Consider the following 21,932-nt stretch of genomic DNA (forward strand, 5'->3'; position numbering starts at 1 on the left):
ATGTTCAAGAAAATCCTGATCGCGAACCGCGGCGAAATCGCCGTGCGGGTCATCAAGACGCTGCAGCGCATGGGCATTGCCTCGGTCGCCGTCTATTCCGATGCCGACCGTTTCGCCAAAGCGGTGATGATGGCCGACGAAGCCGTCCGTCTCGGCCCGCCGCCGGCCGGCGAAAGTTACCTGAATGTCGATGCCGTCATCGCCGCGTGCAGGGCGACGGGAGCGGAAGCCGTCCATCCCGGCTATGGCTTCCTCTCCGAAAATATCGGTTTTGCCGAGCGGCTTGCCGCCGAACGCATCGCCTTCATCGGCCCTCGGCCGGAGCATTTATCGGCCTTCGGCTTGAAACATACGGCCCGCGAACTCGCCAAGGCGAGCGGCGTACCGCTTCTGCCCGGTACGGGCCTGCTGTCGAGCGCCGAGGAAGCGCTTTCCGCAGCGGAAGCGATCGGCTACCCGGTGATGCTGAAGAGCACGGCCGGCGGCGGCGGCATCGGCATGCAGCTCTGCGCCGATCCGGCAAGCCTGAAGGCGTCGTTCGAGAGCGTGCAGCGTACGGCGCGCGCAAGCTTCGGCGACGCACGCGTCTACATAGAGCGCTTCGTGGCGGAGGCCCGGCATGTCGAGGTGCAGATCTTCGGCGACGGCAGAGGCAGCGTCATTGCGCTCGGCGAGCGGGACTGCTCGCTGCAGCGGCGAAACCAGAAGGTGGTCGAGGAGACCCCTGCCCCCGGTCTTTCAGCCGCAACTCGTGGCCGCCTGCACAAGGCAGCCGTCGATCTCGGCGCTTCGGTTTCCTATGAATCGGCAGGCACGGTAGAATTCATCTACGATCCGCTGCGCGAGGAATTCTATTTCCTGGAGGTCAACACGCGTCTTCAGGTCGAGCATCCCGTCACGGAAGCCGTGTTCGGCATCGACCTCGTCGAATGGATGATCCGCCAGGCCGCGGGCGAAGACGTGCTCTCCGGCGCCAAAACACTAGAGACGAAAGGTGCAGCGATCGAAGTGCGCGTCTATGCCGAGATGCCGCATGCCGACTTCCGCCCGAGCGCTGGGCTGCTCACGGAGGTCGTCTTTCCCGAGGACGCGCGCATCGACGGCTGGATCGAAACCGGCACGGAGGTGACGCCCTTCTACGACCCGATGCTTGCCAAGGTGATCGTCTCCGCCGAAGACCGCCCGACGGCGATCGAAAAGCTGAAGAAGGCACTTGCCGAAACATCGATATCAGGGATCGAGACCAATCTCGATTATCTTAGCGCCATTGCCGGCTCCGAACTCCTCGCCGGCGGCAAGGTGGCGACGACGGCGCTGCGCGATTTTTCCTTCGTGCCTGACGTCATCGAGGTGATCGCGCCCGGCGCCCAATCGAGCATTCAGGAACTGCCGGGCCGGCTTGGCCTCTGGCATGTCGGCGTACCGCCAAGCGGCCCGATGGACGAGCGCTCCTTCCGCCACGCCAATCGCCTCGTCGGCAATGGCGACACGCTTGCAGCACTGGAGCTGACGGTGTCCGGCCCGGTGCTGAAGTTCCACACCGATATGGTGGTCGCGCTTGCCGGCGCCAGAATGGCGATGAGCGTCGACGGCGAGACACTGTCGCATGACGTGGCCGTGATGATCCGCGCCGGTCAGATCCTCTCGATCGGCAGCATCGATGGACCGGGGCAGCGCGCATACCTCGCCGTCGCAGGCGGTTTCGCCGCCCCGCTCGTCCTTGGCTCGCGCGCCACCTTCGGCCTCGGCCAGTTCGGCGGCAACGCCACCGGCACGCTGAAGACCGGCCACGTTCTGCATCTTGCCCGCAAGACCGCGGCCGAGCCGCCGATGCCGGCGACGGAGCCTGCGGAACTGACGCGCGAATGGGATGTCGGTGTTGTCTACGGTCCGCATGGGTCGCCGGATTTCTTTCAGGACAGCGACATAGAAACGCTGTTTTCGACGAGCTATGAGGTGCATTTCAACAGCGCCCGCACCGGGGTGCGCCTTATCGGCCCCGCGCCGAATTGGGCGCGCAGCGACGGCGGCGAGGCTGGCCTTCATCCCTCCAACCTGCATGACAATGCCTACGCCATCGGCGCAATCGACTTCACGGGCGACATGCCGATCATCCTCGGGCCCGACGGGCCAAGCCTCGGCGGCTTCGTCTGCCCGGCGGTGATTGCCCGTGACGAGCAATGGAAGATGGGGCAGTTCAAGCCTGGCGACCGAATCCGCTTTCATCCCGCCGTGCGGCCCGAAGATCCTGTCGCCGGGCCAGTCGTGCATCGGGCAAGGGAGGAGGCGGGCTCGCCGATCATCGGCAAGCGCGACGACGGCCCGGTCTCCGTCGTCTATCGCCGCCAGGGCGACGACAATCTGCTCGTTGAGTATGGACCGATGACGCTCGACATCGCCCTGCGGCTGAGGGTGCACCTGCTGATGCAAGCCGTATCGCAGGCCCGGCTGCCCGGGATCATCGATCTCACGCCCGGCATCCGTTCGCTGCAGATACACTATGACGGCACGGCGCTGACCCGCAAGCGCCTGCTCGGCCTCCTGGCGGAGATCGAGGCGGGCCTGCCGGCCGCGCAAGACGTCAAGGTGCCGAGCCGCATCGTCCATCTGCCGCTTTCCTGGAATGATCCGGATGCCGAGCTCGCCATGCGCAAATATCAGGAACTGGTGCGGCCAAACGCGCCCTGGTGCCCTGATAACATCGAGTTCATCCGCCGCATCAACGGCCTGCCCGATGAACAGGCGGTGCGCGATATCGTCTTCGACGCCAGCTATCTCGTGCTTGGGCTCGGCGATGTCTATCTCGGCGCACCGGTCGCGACACCGGTCGATCCGCGCCATCGGCTGGTGACGACAAAATACAATCCGGCCCGCACCTGGACGCCGGAAAATGCCGTTGGCATCGGCGGGGCCTACATGTGCATCTACGGCATGGAAGGCCCTGGCGGTTATCAGCTTTTCGGGCGTACCATCCAGGTCTGGAACACATGGAGGCAGACGCCGGTGTTTGCCAAGGACAAGCCGTGGCTGCTCGACTTCTTCGATCAGATCCGCTTCTTCCCCGTCAGCCACGAAGAGCTGACCGAAGCCCGCGCCGCCTTTCCGCACGGAGGATATCCGGTCAGGATAGACGAAAGCGAGTTCTCCTATGCCGCCTATGAGGCCGGGCTTGCCCGCGAGGCAGCCGCCATAGGCGCCTTCAAAGCGAAGCAGCAGGCTGCCTTCGAAACGGAGCGGCAACGCTGGAAGGAACTCGGCCTCGACAGCTTCACCGTCGATGAAGGCGCCGGCGCCAGCCTTGCCGGCGAGATACCGCAGGGTTGCTTCGGTGTCGAAAGCGCCGTGCCGGGCAACGTCTGGAAGATCCTCGTCGAAGAGGGGCAGCCGGTGGCCGCCGGCGACACATTGGCCATCATCGAATCCATGAAGATGGAAATAAACGTCACCGCACATGCCGGCGGCCGCGTCCGCGATCTGCGCGCCGGCCCTGGTCGCAATGTCAAAGCCGGCGATGTGCTGGTCATTCTGGAGGAAATCTGATGCTCCCCACCATTCTCGATCTTGCCTCGCTGCGGTCCGCCTATGCGGCGGGCCTTTCCCCGCTCGAGCTGGTGGACGAGATCATCGCGAGATGCAGCGCGTCAGACGATCCGGCCATCTTCATCACGATGACGCCCGAAGAGGAATTGCGCGCCGGTGCCCGCGAGCTGGTGGCCCGCGCGCCCGAACCGAACAGCCTGCCGCTCTGGGGCATTCCCTTCGCCGTCAAGGACAATATCGACGTCGCCGGCCTGCCGACGACGGCTGCCTGCCCGGCTTTCGCCTATCACCCGCAGGCGGACGCGGCAACGGTCGCGCGCTTGCGGGCTGCCGGCGCCATGGTAATCGGCAAGACCAATCTCGACCAGTTCGCAACGGGGCTGAACGGCACGCGCTCGCCGCATGGCGCGCCGCGTTCGGTTTTCGACCGCAACTATGTCTCCGGCGGCTCCAGCTCGGGTTCGGCCGTCGCGGTGGCGGCCGGTCTGGCAAGCTTCTCGCTCGGAACCGACACGGCCGGTTCCGGCCGCGTGCCGGCCGCTTTCAACAATCTCGTCGGCATCAAGCCGACGCCGGGGCTGGTGCCCAATGTCGGCGTGGTGCCGGCCTGCCGCAGCGTCGACGTCGTCACCGTCTTCGCCGCGACGGTCGGCGACGGCATCGCCATCCGCCAGATCATGGAAGGCTACGACGCCCGCGATCCGTTTTCACGGCAAGCCACACCCGCAAGCCTGCCCACGACGCGCCCGCGCATCGGCGTCCTCGACAGCGCGGAACGGGAATTTTACGGCAACAGGGACGTGGAGGCTCTCTATGACGCGGCAATCGAAAGGGCGCGGTCGCTGGGTGCGGTGATCGTGCCTTTCGACTACGCGCCATTCCGGCAGGCGGCCGAACTGCTCTACAACGGCCCCTGGGTTGCCGAGCGGCTGGCGGCGGTCAAGGAATTCCTGGCAACGAATGAAGGCGACTTCGACCCGACGGTGCGAGCCATCATCGAAGGGGCAAAGGCCTACGATGCCGTCGACGCCTTCGAGGGCCGCTACAAGCTGGAAGCATTGCGGCAGAAAACAAGAGCCGAATGGGAGAAGGTGGATTTCCTGATGCTGCCGACATCCCCGACGACCTACAGCGTCGAAGAAATGCAGGCGGACCCGATCGTCAAGAACAGCCATTTCGGCCGCTATACCAATTTTGCCAACCTGCTCGATTGCGCGGCGATCGCCATTCCCGCCGGCTTTGACGCAGACGGTCATCTGCCCGCAGGCGTGATGCTGGTCGGACCCGCCTTCACCGACGATGCGCTGGCGCCCTTTGCCGACGCCCTGCACCGCGCGGCGGAGGCCGGAATGGGCAAGGACCGCAACATCGCGCTGCCGGAATCAAGCCGCGTTCCGACCCCGGCCGACGACTTCGTCCCGATCGTCGTCGTCGGTGCACATCTGACTGACATGCCGCTGAACCATGAGCTGACGCGGACGGGTGGATACAAGTTGAGAACAGGGCGAACGGATGGCAGCTACCGCCTCTTCGCCCTCAGCGGCACGATCCCGCCCAAGCCCGGGCTGGTGCGCGATCCGGGCTTTGCCGGCGATGGCGTGGAGATCGAGGTCTGGGCGCTGCCACCGGCCGCATTCGCTCAGTTTGTCCAGAACATTCCGGCGCCGCTCGGCGTCGGCAAGATCACGCTCGACGACGCGAGTTGCATCACGGGATTCTTGTGTGAGGCGCATGCGGTCGCGGGCGGCCGGGAGATCACCGAATTCGGCGGCTGGCGCAACTATGTTCGCTCAATCAGTCCGGCGGCGTGAAGGGAGAGAGAATGCAAGGATTTCTGTCAAAGGCAGCGCAGCTCCTTCTAAGAGGTCTCATCGCCAGAACCTGCGCGATCTCGGCGAACAAGCCTCAAAAAGGCATCGGTCCGGCCGCAAATTGATGCTTTTCGCGCGCAATAATTTTCCCTACTCACTGCTTGAAAGCAACGAGAGGTGCGGCGATGGCGATGCCATTCTACTGGAACGAACTCAATACCGGCGATTTCGCCGGCCTTTCGCCCGACACGACCATTGCCATCCTTCCGATCGCCTCTACGGAACAGCACGGTCCGCACCTGCCGATCGCGACCGATGTTGCGATTGCCAACGGCATGCTGGCGGAGCTTCGAAAGCAGAAGCCCGCCGATCTCGATTTCCTTGTTCTGCCGACGCAGGAGATCGGCAAGGCGAATGAACATGTTTATGGGCCGGGAACGCTGTCGCTCAGCGCGGAACTCTTGATTCCGGTCTGGACGGCGATCGGCGCCAAGGTGGCCGAAGCCGGCATCCGCAAGATGGTGATCGTCAATTCGCATGGCGGCAACGTCGACATCATGAGCATCGTCGCGCGCGAACTGCGCGTGCGTCACCAGATGGCCGTCGTCTCCACGCAATGGGGCCGCTTCGGCCACCCGGAGGGGATGATCGGCGAACACGAGCTGAAATACGGCATCCACGGCGGCGAGGTGGAAACTTCGCTCATGCTCCATTTCCGGCCTGACCTGGTGCGGATGGACAAGGCGGAGAACTTCACCTCGAAGGCGGAGTGGATGCGCGGGCAATCGAAATACATCCAGCCGCTGCCGCCGCATTCTCTCGCCTGGATCGCCCACGACCTCAATCCCAACGGCGTCGTCGGCGACGCGTCGCTCGGCACGGCCGAAAAGGGCGAAGCGATCTGCCGCCACCAGGTCAGCGGGTTCATCGAACTGCTCCATGACCTGAAGCGCTACCCGCTTTCCAATCTCTATTCTAGATAAGGTCTCCGCCGCGGCGCGGCTCATATCGCTGCGGCTTTTTCCGCCGCGATGTGGCCTTTGGCCTGCAATTCCTCCACCAGGCCGGCGAGTTCAGCCAGGAGATATTCGACGAAGAGGCTGGTCGCGGAATCGAGCGGCGCGCGGGCGCGGGCAAAAAGCTTCATCGGCTGGTGGCGGGCATGCGGCTCCGCGATTGGCCGGAAGACCAGTTCGCCCTGGCGGCATTCGGTGATGACGTCGAGCGGATTGAGGATCGTCAGCCCCGCCCCCGACTTGACCAGCTTCTTCAGCATCTCCGAGGCATTGGTTTCGAGCACCGGCTCGACATGCACGTCGAGGCGCGCGAGCGCCAGATTGATCACATCGCGCAGGCTGGTGCCTTGCTGCGCCAGCACCAGGCGCTCCTGGACGATATCCGCCAGGTTGATCGGGCCGGACCCGATCAAATGATGGCCGGGTGGTAGGACGACGCCAATCGGGATATCGAAATTGCCGAGCGTGCGGATGCCGGGCGTTGCCGGAATATTGAAGCCAAGGCCGATATCCACCTCGCCTGAGATCACCGGGTTGACCGTCATCGTACCGGCGTCGTTGCGCAACTGCATGAAGACACGCGGATGCTCCGACTGGAACCGGGCAATGATGTCGGGCAGCGGACCTGCCGCCAGGCCAACCGTGGTGACGATGCGGACCTTGCCGGCCTGCTGCATCTTCAGGCTGCGGATGCGCCCCTCCAGCCGCTCGTAATTCTTCAGCACCTCGCGAATATGTTCGATGCAGAGTTCGCCGGCGGCCGTCAGCCGCAGACCGCGCGGCAGGCGCTCGAAGAGTGGCGCGCCCATCTCCTCCTCCAGCGCAAGAATTTGCCGGTTGATCGCCGACGACGCCACGTTCAACCGCGCCGCCGCCTTGCGGATCGAGCCCGTGCGGGCGATCTCATTGATGTAGATAAGCTTTCTGGAATGCAGCATTGCAACCTCGTTGCATAAAAATAAAGCAGACGCACAAATTAGGCACAAGCTTTCCCTGAGATGCCGAAAAGGCATCGTTGCGCACGAAATTTGATGCTTTTCAAAGAGCAACGCAACCGCTCCTATGAAGAAAATGGAACGTCGCGATGGGCGTTCCGCGCTCAGAAGGGGAACGCTGATCATGGCCGATGCACTGAAGAACTGGGGCCTTTCCGCACTTGCCGGTCTTGGCGGCGCGCTTGCCGCCATGGCCTCCGCCCATGCGGCCGACAAGGTAAGTTACGGCACGAACTGGCTGGCCCAGGCCGAACACGGCGGATTTTACCAGGCGGTCGCCGATGGCACCTATGCGAAACACGGCCTCGACGTGACCATCGTGCAGGGCGGCCCGAACGCGGCAAACAGCGCGCTTTTGATCTCGGGCAAGATCGACTTCTACATGGGCGGCCCACAGGGCGAAATCTCAGCCGTCGAACAGGGCATTCCGCTCGTCGATGTCGCGGCGATCTTCCAGAAGGATCCGCAGGTGCTGATCGCCCACCCGGACGCCGGCATCGAGAAATTCGAGGACCTCGCCAAGCTGAAGACGCTGTTTCTCGGCAAGGACGGCTACCTCACCTATTTCGAATGGATGAAGGCGAATTTCAAAGGCTTCAAGGACGAGCAATACAAGCCCTACAATTTCAGCCCGGCTCCGTTCCTCGCGGACAAGGAGTCCGCGCAGCAAGGCTACCTCACCTCGGAGCCCTATGAGATTGAGAAGCAGGCCGGCTTCGAACCGAAGGTCTTCCTGCTCGCCGACAACGGCTACTCTCCCTATTCGACGATGATCACCACGACGCAGACGATGATCGACAGCAAGCCGGATGTGGTTCAGCGCTTCGTCGATGCCTCCATCGAAGGCTGGTACAACTATCTCTACGGCGACAACAGCAAGGCGAACGAACTGATCAAGAAGGACAATCCTGAAATGACGGATGGTCAGATCGCCTATTCGATCGCCAAGATGAAGGAATACGGCATCATCGAGTCCGGCGACAGCCTGGACAAGGGCATCGGCTGCATCACCGATGCACATTACAAGGCGTTCTTCGAAGAGATGGTCGCGATCAAGGTCTTCAAGCCGGAGACGGATTACACCAAGGCGTTCACGACGAAATTCGTCTGCAAGAGCACCGGCATGGCGATGAAGAAGTAAGCCGGCCGCAATCCCGATGATCCGCCGCGGCTGCGGCGGATTGCATCTCCCCGCATGAACGAGACAGGCAATGCCGCTAGCAGAAGCCCAAGCCGTATCCCCGCAAGAGACGCGCAAGCGGCCATTGGTCGTCATGCGCTCGGTTTCGAAGGTCTTTTCCAGCGGAACCGTCGCACTTTCGGACATGTCGCTCACCGTCGAAAGCGGCGAATTCGTCAGCCTCCTCGGCCCTTCCGGCTGCGGCAAGTCGACGGCGCTGCGCATCATCGCCGGCCTCGGCGACGTGACATCGGGGGAGATCGACTGGCCGAGTTCGCGCATCAATTCGAAAGGCCTGCCGGAGGGCGACATCGGCTTCGTCTTCCAGGAGCCGACGCTGATGCCCTGGAAGAACGTATTCGACAATGTCCACCTGCCGCTGAGGCTGAGGGGTGTTTCGAAAGCCGCAGCCTCCGAGCGCATCATGGCTGTACTGACCACGGTCGGTCTGCAGGATTTCGCCAAAGCCTATCCGCGCGAACTTTCCGGCGGCATGAAGATGCGGGTCTCGATCGGCCGCGCGCTGGTGACGAAACCGAAACTTCTGCTGATGGACGAGCCCTTCGCCGCACTCGACGAAATCACCCGCCAGAAGCTCAACGACGACGTGCTGCGGCTCTGGAAGACGACCGGCATCACCGTCATCTTCGTCACCCATTCCGTCTTCGAGTCGGCCTATCTCTCGAACCGCATCGTCGTGATGAAGGCAAGGCCCGGCCGGGTCCACGCCGATGTGCCGCTGAGCACGAGCCTGGAGCGCGATGCCTATTACCGCAGCTCCGAAGAATACAGGAAGGCCTGCGAGACGGTCTCCCATTCGCTCATCGGCGCAATCAATTCGGCTGGAGATCATTGATGAGCGACGAGACCGACGCATCGCCCCATCCGGATGCCGCGAGCGCCAGGCGCCGCGATCTCGCATTGCGCATCGCCGTTCCACTGCTCGTCATCGCGCTCCTCATTCTGATCTGGTACGCCTATGTGAAGCTGTCAGGGGTGCCGCCTTATATCCTGCCGGGTCCGGCGGCTGTGGCGAACGCTTTCGTGACCGACTCGGCCACGCTTGTCCCTGCCTTCTGGGTCACCACCAAAATCACCTTCCTATCGCTGATGCTGGCACTTGTCGGCGGCGTCGGCTTTGCGATCTTCCTCGTTCAATCGCGCTGGATCGAACTCGCCTTCTATCCGCTCGCGGTCATTCTGCAGGTGACGCCGATCGTCGCGATCTCGCCGCTGATCCTGATCTATGCGCCCTCGACGCAGGTGGCGCTGTTGATCTGCGCCTTCCTCGTCGCCTTCTTTCCGATCCTGTCGAACATGGTCCAGGGGCTGAAAAGCGTCGACCACAATCTCATCAACCTCTTCGAACTCTACGGCGCCTCCCGCTGGCAGACACTGCTCTATCTTAAGCTGCCCGCCGCCCAGCCCTATTTCATGACAGGCCTCCGGATCGGCGGCGGTCTGGCGCTGATTGCCGCCGTCGTCGCGGAGTTTGCGGCAGGATCGGCGGGTGCGGGTTCCGGGCTAGCTTTCCGGCTTCTCGAAGCTCAGTACCGGCTCAACATCCCCCGCCTCTTCGCCGCGCTGCTGATGCTTTCGCTTCTCGGCGTCGCGATCTTTGCCGTCACATCGTTCATTTCCTGGCTTGCCCTGCATCGCTGGCATGAGAGCAGCCTGAAACGGGAAAACTGATGACCTATCCCTTCATCTCTCCGCCCAATGCCGGCCGCTTCGCACTGTGCAACGCGACGCTTCCCGCCGCCGCCACCGTCGGATTTGACGCGCCTGCCGTCGAAGGTCTGGTCAAGGCCGATATCGTCATCACCAATGGCATCATCTCCGCACTGCTGCCGGCGGGCGAAACGCCGGCGGAATTCGCGAGATCCGACCTGAAGGAAGGCATGGTCTGGCCGTGTTTCGCCGACATGCACACGCACCTCGACAAGGGGCATATATGGCCGCGCAACGCCAATGCGGACGGCACTTTCATGGGCGCGCTGGAGGCCGTGCGCACCGACCGCGAAGCGAATTGGTCCGCGGCAGATGTCTGGAAACGCATGGACTTCTCGCTGCGCTCGGCCTATGCGCACGGCACCAGCCTGATCCGCACGCATCTCGATTCGCTGGCGCCGCAGCACCGCATTTCCTTCGAGGTTTTTGCCGAGATGCGCGAGGCATGGAAGGACCGGATCGCGCTGCAGGCAGTGGCGCTCTTCCCGATGGAAAATATGGCGGATGCGGCCTTTTTCGCCGACCTGGTTGCTGTCGTGCGCGAGAAAGGCGGCCTGATCGGCGGCGTCACCCGGATGACCGCCGATCTCGACAGCCAGCTCGATGTGCTTTTCAGGGCTGCCGCCGACAACGGCCTCGATGTCGACCTCCACGTCGACGAGACCGACGATCCCGCTGCCGAGACCTTGAAGGCGATTGCCGAGGCCGTGCTGCGCAACCGGTTCGAAGGCCAGGTAACGGCCGGCCATTGCTGCTCGCTCGCCCGCCAGGACGAGGAGGCCGCAAAGCGCACGGTCGAGCTCGTTGCGAAGGCCGGCATTTCCATCGTCTCGCTGCCGATGTGCAACATGTATCTGCAGGACCGCTACCTCGGCCGCACGCCGCGCTGGCGCGGCATTACCCTTTTCAAGGAACTGGCCGCCGCCGGCGTGGCAACGGCGGTCGCCTCCGACAATACCCGCGACCCCTTCTACGCCTACGGCGATCTGGACCCGGTGGAAGTATTCCGCGAGGCGGTGCGCATCCTGCATCTCGATCATCCATTGGACACGGCCGCGCGCATCGTCACCACGTCGCCCGCCGATATTCTCGGCCGTTCCGATATGGGCCGCATCGCCATCGGAGCTCCGGCCGATCTCGTACTCTTCAGCGCCCGGCGCTGGAGCGAATTTCTTTCCCGTCCGCAGTCAGACCGCGTCGTCCTTCGCCGCGGCAAGGTGATCGACCGCAGCCTGCCGGACTATCGTGAACTCGACAGCGTCGTTGGAGCCTGACATGCCGGATTATCAGACGATCAAGAAGGAACTCGAAGGCATCGCCGTCGAAGACAATCCGGCGCTGGTGCGCCAGAAGAGCCGGGATTTCTACTGGTATTCGCCGATCCTGAAGGCGCAGCTCGACAATGTGACGGCCGACCTCGTGGTCACCCCGAAGACCGAGGAAGAGGTCATCCGCACGCTGAAAGTGGCTTTCGCCCATGGCGTGCCGGTAACGCCGCGCGGCGCCGGCACGGGCAATTACGGCCAGGCCATGCCGCTTTCCGGCGGCATCGTCCTGAACCTTGCCGGCATGGACAAGGTCAAGGAAATCCATCCCGGCCGGGTGATCTGCGAACCGGGCATCGTGATTGCCCAGCTTGACAGGCAGACCAAGGCCCATTCCGGCCAGGAGCTGCGCTTCCATCCGTCGACGGCGCAGACGGCGACCGTCGGCGGTTTTATTGCCGGCGGCTCCGGCGGCGTCGGCTCGATCACCTGGGGCGGCCTGCGCGATCTCGGCAATATTCTGCGCCTGCGCGTCGTCACCATGGAAGCCGAACCGCGCGTGCTCGACCTCACCGGCTGGGACCTGCAGAAGGTCAGCCATGCCTATGGCACCAATGGTATCATCACCGAGATCGAAATGCCGCTGGCGCCCGCCTATGACTGGGTCGACGTGCTCGTCGGTTACGACGACTTCATGGCGGCCGTGCGCTTCTCGGATGCGCTCGCCAAATGCAACGGTATCCTCGTCAAGGAGATCGCGCCGATCGCCGCACCCATTCCGCATGATTATTTCACGCGCCACAAACCCTATATTCGCAAGGGCCAGTCGGTGGTGGTGCTGATGATCGCGCCGCATTCAATGGACGCGTTCCTGGCCTTCGCCGCCGCGCACAAGGGCGAGGTCGTCTTCCGGTCCGATACGGTCGAAAGCATGAAGGGCATTCCGCATGCCTATGAGCTTGCCTGGAATCACACGACGCTGCGCGCCCTGAAGGTCGATCCCAACTTTACCTATCTGCAGGTTCAGTATCCGGGGCCGGATCACGTGGCCAAGGTCGCCAAGATGGTCGAGATCTTCGGGGACGAAGTGCCGGGCCATCTCGAATTCATCAGGTTCGACGGGCAGATCCAGTGCTCCGGCCTGCCGCTGGTACGCTATACCTCGGAGGAACGCCTCGAGGAGATCATCAGGATCCACCAGGACCACGGCTGCCCGATCTTCAATCCGCACCGCTACACGCTCGAGGAAGGCGGCATGAAACGCACCGACAAGGTGCAGCTCGCCTTCAAGCACGAGACCGACCCGAGGGGGCTCCTGAATCCCGGCAAGATGATCGCCTGGGAGAACCCGGATTTCGATTTCGATGCCGGCAAGAACTATCTCTTCCCAGGGCTTGCGAGCGTCATGGAGGCCTCATGAGAGTTCTCGTCCTTCACTCGCATCCGGTCGAGGAAAGCTACGGCAAGGCGCTTTACAAACAGACGCTGGAAAGCCTTCACAAAGCCGGTCACGAGGTGGATGCCTGCGATCTCTATGCCGAGAAATTCGATCCCGTTCTCTCACGCCACGATCGGCTCGCCTATCACGACTATCCCGGCAATACCGCACTGGTAAAGCCCTATGTCGATCGGCTGAAACAGGCCGAAGGGCTGGTGCTGGTGACGCCTGTCTGGAATTTTGGGTTCCCGGCAATCCTCAAAGGCTATTTCGATCGCGTCTGGCTCCCGGGCGTCTCTTTCGAACTCGTCGACGGCAAGGTGGAATCTAGGCTACGCCATATCACCAAGCTCGCCGCCGTACTGACCTACGGAGCAACCCCATTCCGCGCCTTCGTGGCCGGCAATCCGCCGAAGAGGATCGTCAAGCGCGTGCTGCGAGCGCAGATCAATCCACTGCGGCCGGTCACCTTCCTTGCTCATTACGACATGAACAATTGCACGCCTGAAACGCGGGCGCGGTTTCTGGAAAAGGTGCAGACGGCGATGGAACGGTTCTGAAACGCGTCATCACAATATTTTGGCGGCGGTGACGTCGACTTCGACGAGAAATTCCGGCCGGGTGAACCCGCCGACGATGATCAACGTCGAGACCGGCTTCGGATCGAGCGTATAGCGATCGCGCACCGCCATATAGGCCGGAAAATCCTCACGCTTCGTCACGAATCCGGAAATGCGGATGACGTCCGCAAAACTCATCTCCGCATCGGCAAGAATGGCCTTGATCGCTTCGAAACAAAGCTCGGCCTGCGCGCTGATATCTTCCGGCACCTCCTCGTCGAGACCGATGCCGAGCTGGCCCGAGACAACGAGCAGTGCAGCGCCCGGCGGCACCAGCAGCCCGTGATTGTAATTTCCAAATGGACGATGGACGGACGGCGGATTGAAAATCTTCTTCATCGGCACTTCCTGCTGAAGCGGAACACGACGCATCGTTCCATCCGGTTGAATAACAAGGATAGGAAAGGATGCATAGCGCGGTTTCCCTCAACTCCTGGGCAACCCTGCCCGACTTCAAGCGCCGTGCTCTTTCCGCTCGGCAGCGGCCGCAAAGACGGCGCTGGCATCGCTGACGATTTCCACATGGGCATAGGCCGCGCGCGCGGCCGCCGCGCCATCCGCCCGCATGATCGCCGTCACGATCACGTCATGCTCGTCATAGGATTTCGCCAGCCGGCCGGACAGCCGGAACTGCGCGCGGCGAAAAGGCGCAAGCCGAGCCCTGCTCTGCGTTACCAGTTCATAAATGTGCTCGTTGTGCGCGCCGCGATAGAGCCGGCTATGAAATTCGGTATTATAGGCAGCATACTCTTCGTCAGCACCCTGACGCACGAGCCGGGCCGAGGCGCGGTGCTCGATTTCCAACAGGCGCCGTTCCTCGATCGTCATCCGCTCGGCGGAAAGCCGCGCGCAAATGCCCTCGAGCTCCGCCATCGCCTCGAACATCGAATGCAGATAGGTTTCCGTCACATTGGTGACGACGGCGCTGCGGTTCGGTTCGCGCTCGACAAGCCCCATCGCTCCGAGTTCCCGGAGCGCCTCGCGCACCGGGGTGCGCGACACTTCGAAACGGGCTGCCAGCGAAATTTCGTCGAGCTTGTCGCCCGGCAGCATCTGCCCGGTCACGATCATGTCGGCGATTGCCCGCACCATCTGCTCGACGGTCGTTCCTGCCCGGATGATCTCCCGGCGCCGGATCTGCTTCAATGAGTCACTCTGATCCTTGGTCATGTTGCATACACATGCATTGTCCGCGAAGCAAAGTCAAACATGGAAACAATACATTGTTTTCATTTGAAAAACTTAATTAATCCGCAACGGGAAATAATCTCATTTTCTTTATAACGTTGAATTTCAGCTGATTTTATAGGCTTTGCATAAATTTTATACTTTAAGCCGGTGAAATTGCATACACTTATGACACCCGTCGAACCGCTTTAAAATTACCGTAGCAAAATCAAACCCTTAATATCTGGCACGGCCATTGCATACACTTCCCCGTAACCAATGAACCGGCAGAACCGCCATAAGGGGAGCATTCCAATGACCAAACTCCTTTCCATGAACCGCCGCAATTTTCTTCAGGCTTCTGCCGCCGCTGCCCTCGCCGGCGCCGCGCCCGGCCTCCTCTCCTCGCGCGCCCTTGCCCAGAGCGCCCTTACCGTCGGATTCATCTATGTCGGTCCGAAGGACGACTATGGCTACAACCAGGCGCATGCCGAGGGTGCAGCCGCCGTCAAGGCGCTGCCCGGCGTCACCGTCGTCGAGGAAGAGAACGTGCCGGAGACGGTCGACGTCCAGAAGACGATGGAATCGATGATCAACCTCGATGGCGCGGCTCTGCTTTTCCCGACCTCCTTCGGCTACTTCGATCCGCACATGCTGGCGATGGCCGCCAAATATCCCGATACCCAGTTCCGCCATTGCGGCGGCCTCTGGCAGGAAAGCAAGCACCCGGCCAATACCGGCTCTTATTTCGGTTACATCTTTCAGGGCCAGTATCTGAACGGCATCGCGGCCGGCCATGCGACGAAAAGCAAGAAGATCGGCTTCGTCGCCGCCAAGCCGATCCCGCAGGTGCTGCAGAACATCAATGCCTTCCTGCTCGGCGCACGCTCCGTCGATCCGACCATTACCTGCCAGGTGATCTTCACCGGCGAATGGTCGCTCGCCGTCAAGGAAGCCGAAGCCACCAACGCATTGGTCGACCAGGGCGCTGATGTCATCACCTGCCATGTCGACAGCCCGAAGGTCGTGGTCGAAACGGCGGCCGGCCGCGGCGCCTTCGTCTGCGGCTATCACGCCAACCAGAGCCCGCTCGCGCCCGAGAAGTACCTGACCGGCGCCGAATGGGCCTGGGGCAACGTCTACAGCGACTTCGTCAAAAAGGCCCAGGCCGGCGAAAAGCTCGGGAACTTCGTGCGCGGCGGCTTGAAGGACGGCTTCGTCAAGATGAGCGCACTCGGCCCCGGCGTTTCCGAAGCCGGGCGCAAGGTGTTCGAGGCCACCCATGCCGAGATGATGAGAGGCGGCTTCTCGGTCTTCAAGGGCCCGCTCAAGGACAACAAGGGCAGCACGGTCGTGACCGCCGACAAGAGCTACGCCGAAGACGCGATCGAGCTCGAAAGCATGAACTATCTGGTCGAGGGCGTCGTCGGGTCCACGGCGTAAACCGAAAAGGGAGAAGCGCCATGACCGTCCAGGCCAATGATCCCGCAATATCCATCGCGGAAAAACCGGTTTCGCTGCGCCCCATCCTCGAATGGATCGCGCGAAAAGCCGAACCTCTTGTCATCGGCCTTGCCGCCATCCTGATCGGTCTTGCGCTCTTCTCCCTGTTCATCCTGGCGATCGGCAAGTCGCCGGCGGTGCTTTTTGAGCTCATATATGCCGGCGGCTTCGGCAGCTGGTTTTCGGTGCAGAACAGCTTAAGCCGTGCCGCACCCCTTCTCCTGACGGCACTCTGCGTCGCCCTGCCCGCCCGCCTCGGCCTCGTCATCATCGGCGGGGAAGGAGCGGTCGTGCTGGGCGGCGTTGCTGCCGCTGCCATGGCCATGCCTCTCGCCGGTTCGGCGCCGGTCTTCCTGACCCTCATTCTCATGGGAATCGCCGCCATGGTGGTCGGCGGCATCTGGATCGGCCTTGCCGGTTTCCTGCGCCACTATCGCGGCGTCAACGAGACCATCTCGTCGCTGCTGCTCTCCTATATCGCCATCGCCTTGATGAACCAGTTCGTCGAAGGGCCGCTGCGAGATCCCGCCAGCCTCAACAAGCCCTCGACCAAACCGCTGCCGGCCGACTATATGCTCGGAAACATCCCCGGCATGGATGTGCATTGGGGCCTTGTCATCGGCATTGTCGCCTGCATTCTCTCCTGGATCCTGATCGAAGTAACGAGTTACGGCTTTGCCGCCCGTATTGCCGGCGGCAACGTGCGCGCGGCCCAGATTCAAGGACTGCCCGTGGGCCGGCTGATCGCCGGCTTCACCGCGATCGCCGGCAGTTTCGCCGGGCTTGCCGGCATGATCGAGGTCGCCGCCGTGCAGGGCAGCGCCAATGCCTCTCTTGCCGCCGGCTACGGCTATACCGGCATCCTCGTCGCCTTCCTGGCCCGCCACAATCCGCTGGCGATCATTCCGGTCGCGATCCTGCTCGGCGGCATCGACGCCTCGGGCGGCCTGATCCAGCGCCGCATGGGCCTGCCCGATGCCACCGTGCTGGTGCTGCAGGGCATGCTCTTCCTCGTCATCCTCTTCTGCGAGACCTTCTACGGCCGCTTCAAGATCTTCAATCCCGACCTCTGGAAAAGGAGCCTCTGATGGAAGAGACCGGCATCGGCATCTGGGGCGTGCCCCTCGCCATCCTCGCAGGCGCCATCCGCGTGTCCACCCCCTTCATCTTCGTCAGCCTGGGAGAGACGATCACCGAGCGCTCCGGCCGCATCAACCTCGGCCTCGAAGGCACGCTCGTCTTCGGCGCGATGACGGCCTATGCCGTCGCCGTCATGAGCGATTCCCCCTGGCTAGGCGTGCTCGCGGCCATGGCGACAGGCGCGATCTTCGGCCTCGTGCACGGCTGGATCTGCAAATGGCCGAAGGTCAACGATATCGCGATCGGCATCGCCATGATGCAGTTCGGCCTGGGTCTCGCCTTCTTCTTCGGCAAGCCTTTCATCCAGCCGGCTGCGCCGCATCTGCCGGCAATTCCGCTCGGCTTCTGGTCCAGTCTGCCGCAGATCCAGGCGGCGCTGAACATCAACGTGCTGTTCCTCCTCGGAGCCGCCCTCGCCTTCCTTCTCTGGTGGGCGTTCAAGAATACCCGCATCGGTCTCGTCCTGCGCGTCGTCGGCGACAGTACCGATGCTGCGCGGGCCATGGGTATCGATCCGGACCGCGTGCGACTGCTCGCCACCGCCGTAGGCGGCTCGCTGGCGGCGATCGGCGGCGCCTATCTCTCGCTCTATTATCCCGGCTCCTGGAACGAGGGCATCTCCTCCGGTCAGGGCCTGATGGCCGTGGCCCTCGTCATCTTCGCCAGATGGAATCCCATCGGCTGCTTCCTTGCCGCCCTGCTTTTCGGCGGCGCCGGCGCGCTCGGACCGGCGCTGCAATCGGTCGGCGTGACCGAGGGCTATTATCTCTTCTACGCCACACCCTACGTGCTCACCCTCGTCATCATGATCGCCACCTCCTCGCCCACCCGCTCGCTATCAGGTGCGCCGGGCGCGCTGTCGCTGACGAAATGAGGAAGGAACGGCGCATCGGCACATCGAACGGATCGGAACGCCCGCACCACCTCCGCGGCACATTCAAACTCGCAGGCGAATAGGAGAAGAAGACGATGGACGCCATGGTCGAAACCAAAGGACATTATATCGACGCCGACCCCTATGCCTGGCCGTATAACGGCGATCTGAGGCCAGAGAACACCGCCCTCATCATCATCGACATGCAGACGGATTTCTGCGGCAAGGGCGGCTATGTCGATCACATGGGCTATGACCTGTCGCTCGTCCAGGCGCCGATCGAGCCGATCAAACGCGTGCTGGCCACCATGCGCGCCAAGGGCTATCACATCATCCACACACGCGAAGGCCATCGGCCCGACCTTGCCGACCTGCCGGCCAACAAACGATGGCGCTCGCAGCGGATCGGCGCAGGGATCGGCGATCCAGGTCCTTGCGGGCGTATCCTGACCCGCGGCGAACCCGGATGGGACATCATCCCCGAACTCTATCCGATCGAAGGCGAAACGATCATCGACAAGCCGGGCAAGGGTTCCTTCTGCGCCACCGACCTTGAACTGATCCTCAACCAGAAGCGCATCGCAAACATCATCCTGACCGGCATCACCACCGATGTCTGCGTCTCCACCACGATGCGCGAGGCCAACGACCGTGGTTTCGAATGCCTGCTGCTGGAAGATTGCTGCGGCGCGACCGACTACGGCAACCATCTCGCCGCCATCAAGATGGTGAAGATGCAGGGTGGCGTCTTCGGTTCCGTCTCCAATTCGCAAACGCTTGTGAGCCAGCTGCCATGAGCACGGTCCGCGACACGCCTCTCCCACAGGCCGGCAAAGCCGTCGGCATCGATACGCTCGACATGACGATGCGCTTCGGCAGTTTCACGGCGCTCGACCATGTCTCGATCAAGGTGCCCGCCGGCAGCTTCCATGCTTTGCTCGGCGAAAACGGCGCCGGCAAATCGACCCTCGTCAAATGCATCATGGGCTTCTACCACGCCACGGCGGGAGCACTTTCCGTCGACGGCCGCGAAGTGGCCATCGCCTCACCCAAAGACGCCGCCATCTATGGCCTCGGCATGGTCTATCAGCACTTTACGCTCGTCCCGTCGCTGACCGGCGCCGAAAACCTCGTCATCAGCCGCGCCGAAGTGCCCGCCATCATCAACTGGGCGAAGGAGCGGAAGGACCTCGCCGCCTTCATGCACCGCATGCCTTTCAGGATCCCGCTGGACCGCCCCGTGAGCGAGCTTGCCGCCGGCGAGAAGCAGAAGCTGGAGATCCTCAAGCAGCTCTATCTCGGCCGCTCCTTTCTCGTCCTCGATGAACCGACCTCGGTTCTGACCCCTGCCGAAGCCGATGAGATGCTCGGTCTCATCAGGGGAATGACCGAGCGCGGCGAACTGACCGTGCTGATGATTTCGCACAAGTTCCACGAGGTGACGAAATTCGCCGATGCCGTCTCGATCCTGCGGCGCGGCAGGCTGGTCGGCACCGGCAAGGTCGGCGACCTCTCGACATCGGATATGGCAGCCATGATGATCGGCGACATGAAGCTTGCCGAGCTCGACAGCCGCGTTCCCGTCTCCGAAAACGCCAGGCCCGTCCTTGCGGTGGAACAGGTCAAGGCGCCGGACCGCTCTGGCCTCAAGACCATCGCGATCGACAATCTCATGGTCCACTCCGGCGAAATCGTCGGCATTGCCGGCATTTCGGGCAACGGTCAGAAAGAGCTGACGGAAATCCTCGCCGGCCAGCGGCCGGCCGACAGCGGCCGCGTGAGCGTCAATGGCGAGACCTACGGCGCAACGCGCCCCGAGACCCGCAGAAACAACGTCCGCTTCATCCCCGAGGAGCCGTTGCAGAACGCCTGCGCCCCACGCATGACGGTCAGCGAGAATCTCGCCTTCCGGACCTTCGACCTGAAAGCCGACGGCAAGGATGCGGTCTGGCTGAACAAGGGCAAGATGAAAAAGCGGGCGGCGGCGCTGATTTCGGATTTCAAGGTGAAGACGGCCTCCTCATCCTCGCCGATCGCGGCACTTTCAGGCGGCAACGTGCAGCGCGCCGTACTCGCCCGCGAACTGACCGGCGAGGTGGACCTGCTGATCGTCTCGAATCCCTGTTTCGGCCTCGACTTCTCGGCTGTCGCCGAAATTCGGGCCCGCATCATGAAGGCCCGCAATTCCGGCACGGCGGTCCTGCTGCTGTCCGAAGATCTCGACGAGCTGCTCGAGATGTCCGACCGCATCATGGTTATTTCCGAAGGCAGGCTGGTTTACGAGACACCGGCGCGTGCGGCCGATATCGCCGTCATCGGCGCCCACATGGCGGGGCATCATTGATGGCCGAGATCAAGGCAGAACCCTTTGCTTTTCCGGTGAGGCACGACCAGCTCGCCCTTATCGTCATCGATATGCAGCGCGATTTCGCCGAGCCCGGCGGCTTCGGCGCAAGCCTCGGCAACGACGTCAGCCGCATCGGCAGGATCGTGCCCGATGTCAAACGTCTCATCCAGGGCTTCCGCAATGCCGGCCTGCCGGTCATCCATACGATGGAATGCCACCGCGCCGACCTTTCGGACCTGCCGCCGTCAAAACGCGACCGCGGCAATCCCATGCTCAGGATCGGTGACGACGGTCCCATGGGCCGCATCCTCATAGCGGGCGAGCCCGGAACGGCGATCCTGCCGGAGCTTGCTCCGATCGACGGCGAAGAGGTCATCGAAAAGCCCGGCAAGGGCGCCTTCTATGCCACCGGCCTCGGGGACGTGCTGCAGCGAAAGGGCATCAGGCAACTGGTCTTTGCCGGCGTGACCACCGAGGTCTGCGTGCAGACGACCATGCGCGAGGCGAACGATCGCGGCTATGAGTGCCTGCTCGCGGAGGAGGCGACGGAAAGCTATTTTCCCGAATTCAAGGCCGCCGCCATCGCCATGATCCGCGCCCAGGGCGCGATCGTCGGCTGGACCGCCCATGTCGACGATATCCTGGAAAGCATCGCCCATGCCTGAAACGACCCGCAAACTTCTGACGTCAAGCGGCTGGAAGGAATTGGAATTCGGCCCTTTCCGCGATCAGGTAACGATCCACTGGATCCGCCCCTTCGAGGGTGACCAGCCCGGCGTGGCGCTTCTGAAATACGAGGCCGGCGCCAGCGTTCCTCGCCACCGGCATGAGGGACTGGAAACCATTCTCGTTCTCGATGGCGTACAATCCGACGAGGCCGGCGATTACCGCAGCGGCAGCTATATCGTCAACGCCCCCGGCACCGAACATTCGGTCTGGAGCGACACCGGCTGCGTCGTGCTCATCCAATGGGATCGGCCGGTGAGAATATTGGAAGACGACTAGCATGAGGTCGCCATACCAGCCTCCGACCTCGCCTCGCTGTGCCAGTCTATCGCAATGACGGCAGCCAGATCCCGGTATGAAGCCATACGCCTCAAGGTAGGTTTCAAATTCGCTCGCCTTGATGGGATTCGAATTCTCGACCAATGGCGGTGTCGCCGTCGCCCGGGTGAGCCCGGCGAAGGCCATAGAAGAGCGGTCCATGCATCCGGATGCTCGGGCTCTGCTTCGCCATCACACGCAGCGGCCCGACCGTCAGAGCCTGTGTCCGCTGACGACAGCCAGCGCCTCGTCGGCGCGACG

19 protein-coding genes are annotated in these 21,932 nt (G+C 62.6%); 16 read left to right on the forward strand and 3 right to left on the reverse strand.

Annotation, left to right across the window (positions count from 1 at the left end; genetic code table 11):
• The 3 genes from uca (at nt 1) to CO670_RS19305 (ending at nt 6,334) form a co-directional block, all read left to right on the forward strand.
• A complete protein-coding gene (gene uca / locus CO670_RS19295) occupies nt 1–3,540 on the forward strand; it encodes an urea carboxylase (protein ID WP_097591717.1) in 3,540 nt (1,179 codons plus the stop codon).
• Nucleotides 3,540–5,351 (forward strand): allophanate hydrolase, encoded by a 1,812-nt coding sequence (gene atzF, locus CO670_RS19300; RefSeq protein ID WP_097591718.1) that lies wholly within the window; start codon nt 3,540–3,542, stop codon nt 5,349–5,351. The genes uca and atzF overlap by 1 nt, the downstream gene beginning before the upstream one ends.
• Nucleotides 5,352–5,536: 185 nt before the next feature.
• Entirely contained in the window at nt 5,537–6,334 is a 798-nt protein-coding gene (locus CO670_RS19305) for a creatininase family protein (RefSeq protein WP_097591719.1), read from the forward strand.
• A gap of 20 nt (nt 6,335–6,354) precedes the next feature.
• Here CO670_RS19305 and CO670_RS19310 read toward each other — a convergent pair whose 3' ends face one another.
• A complete protein-coding gene (locus tag CO670_RS19310) occupies nt 6,355–7,305 on the reverse strand; it encodes a LysR family transcriptional regulator (protein ID WP_097591720.1) in 951 nt (316 codons plus the stop codon).
• 247 nt (nt 7,306–7,552) lie between these two features.
• On the opposite strand from CO670_RS19310, the gene CO670_RS19315 reads away from it, so the two are divergent.
• From CO670_RS19315 to CO670_RS19340, 6 genes are all read left to right on the forward strand, one after another.
• Nucleotides 7,553–8,503: an ABC transporter substrate-binding protein gene (locus CO670_RS19315; protein ID WP_245425897.1), complete on the forward strand. Its 951-nt coding sequence runs from the start codon at nt 7,553–7,555 to the stop codon at nt 8,501–8,503.
• 70 nt (nt 8,504–8,573) lie between these two features.
• A complete protein-coding gene (locus CO670_RS19320) occupies nt 8,574–9,398 on the forward strand; it encodes an ABC transporter ATP-binding protein (protein WP_097591721.1) in 825 nt (274 codons plus the stop codon).
• On the forward strand, nt 9,398–10,234 hold the full coding sequence (locus CO670_RS19325) for an ABC transporter permease (protein ID WP_097591722.1): 837 nt from the start codon (nt 9,398–9,400) through the stop codon (nt 10,232–10,234). The genes CO670_RS19320 and CO670_RS19325 overlap by 1 nt, the downstream gene beginning before the upstream one ends.
• Complete coding sequence (locus tag CO670_RS19330; protein WP_097591723.1) at nt 10,234–11,547, forward strand: cytosine deaminase; 1,314 nt, start codon at nt 10,234–10,236, stop codon at nt 11,545–11,547. Before CO670_RS19325 ends, CO670_RS19330 begins: the two co-directional genes overlap by 1 nt.
• Nucleotide 11,548: 1 nt before the next feature.
• Complete coding sequence (locus tag CO670_RS19335; RefSeq protein ID WP_097591724.1) at nt 11,549–12,958, forward strand: FAD-binding oxidoreductase; 1,410 nt, start codon at nt 11,549–11,551, stop codon at nt 12,956–12,958.
• Nucleotides 12,955–13,536, forward strand: a complete 582-nt coding sequence (locus CO670_RS19340) for an NAD(P)H-dependent oxidoreductase (RefSeq protein WP_097591725.1) — start codon at nt 12,955–12,957, stop codon at nt 13,534–13,536. Before CO670_RS19335 ends, CO670_RS19340 begins: the two co-directional genes overlap by 4 nt.
• 9 nt (nt 13,537–13,545) lie before the next feature.
• On the opposite strand, the gene CO670_RS19345 is transcribed toward CO670_RS19340, so the two are convergent.
• Both CO670_RS19345 and CO670_RS19350 read right to left on the reverse strand, forming a co-directional pair.
• The gene (locus CO670_RS19345) at nt 13,546–13,935 is read right to left on the reverse strand and encodes a Rid family hydrolase (RefSeq protein ID WP_097591726.1); all 390 of its coding nucleotides are present in this window, start codon (nt 13,933–13,935) and stop codon (nt 13,546–13,548) included.
• Nucleotides 13,936–14,049: 114 nt separating this feature from the next.
• A complete protein-coding gene (locus tag CO670_RS19350; RefSeq protein WP_097591727.1) occupies nt 14,050–14,766 on the reverse strand; it encodes a GntR family transcriptional regulator in 717 nt (238 codons plus the stop codon).
• Nucleotides 14,767–15,078: 312 nt separating this feature from the next.
• Between CO670_RS19350 and CO670_RS19355 the strand changes: the two genes are divergently transcribed.
• The 7 genes from CO670_RS19355 to CO670_RS19385 all read left to right on the forward strand — a co-directional run bounded on the left by CO670_RS19355 (nt 15,079) and on the right by CO670_RS19385 (nt 21,632).
• Nucleotides 15,079–16,206 (forward strand): BMP family ABC transporter substrate-binding protein, encoded by a 1,128-nt coding sequence (locus CO670_RS19355; protein ID WP_097591728.1) that lies wholly within the window; start codon nt 15,079–15,081, stop codon nt 16,204–16,206.
• Between the two features lie 20 nt (nt 16,207–16,226).
• Nucleotides 16,227–17,354 carry an ABC transporter permease gene (locus CO670_RS19360; RefSeq protein WP_097591729.1) on the forward strand — a complete coding sequence of 376 codons (1,128 nt, stop codon included), beginning with the start codon at nt 16,227–16,229 and terminating at the stop codon, nt 17,352–17,354.
• Complete coding sequence (locus CO670_RS19365) at nt 17,354–18,280, forward strand: ABC transporter permease (RefSeq protein ID WP_097591730.1); 927 nt, start codon at nt 17,354–17,356, stop codon at nt 18,278–18,280. The genes CO670_RS19360 and CO670_RS19365 overlap by 1 nt, the downstream gene beginning before the upstream one ends.
• A gap of 95 nt (nt 18,281–18,375) precedes the next feature.
• On the forward strand, nt 18,376–19,077 hold the full coding sequence (locus CO670_RS19370; protein ID WP_097591731.1) for an isochorismatase family cysteine hydrolase: 702 nt from the start codon (nt 18,376–18,378) through the stop codon (nt 19,075–19,077).
• On the forward strand, nt 19,074–20,624 hold the full coding sequence (locus CO670_RS19375) for an ABC transporter ATP-binding protein (RefSeq protein ID WP_097591732.1): 1,551 nt from the start codon (nt 19,074–19,076) through the stop codon (nt 20,622–20,624). Before CO670_RS19370 ends, CO670_RS19375 begins: the two co-directional genes overlap by 4 nt.
• Entirely contained in the window at nt 20,624–21,292 is a 669-nt protein-coding gene (locus CO670_RS19380) for an isochorismatase family cysteine hydrolase (protein ID WP_097591733.1), read from the forward strand. The genes CO670_RS19375 and CO670_RS19380 overlap by 1 nt, the downstream gene beginning before the upstream one ends.
• Nucleotides 21,285–21,632, forward strand: coding sequence for a cupin domain-containing protein (locus CO670_RS19385; protein WP_097591734.1), 348 nt, complete (start codon nt 21,285–21,287; stop codon nt 21,630–21,632). Before CO670_RS19380 ends, CO670_RS19385 begins: the two co-directional genes overlap by 8 nt.
• Nucleotides 21,633–21,932 lie beyond the last annotated feature (300 nt).

Source organism: Rhizobium sp. J15 (assembly GCF_002531825.1).
In the GTDB taxonomy this organism is placed as follows: domain Bacteria; phylum Pseudomonadota; class Alphaproteobacteria; order Rhizobiales; family Rhizobiaceae; genus Rhizobium.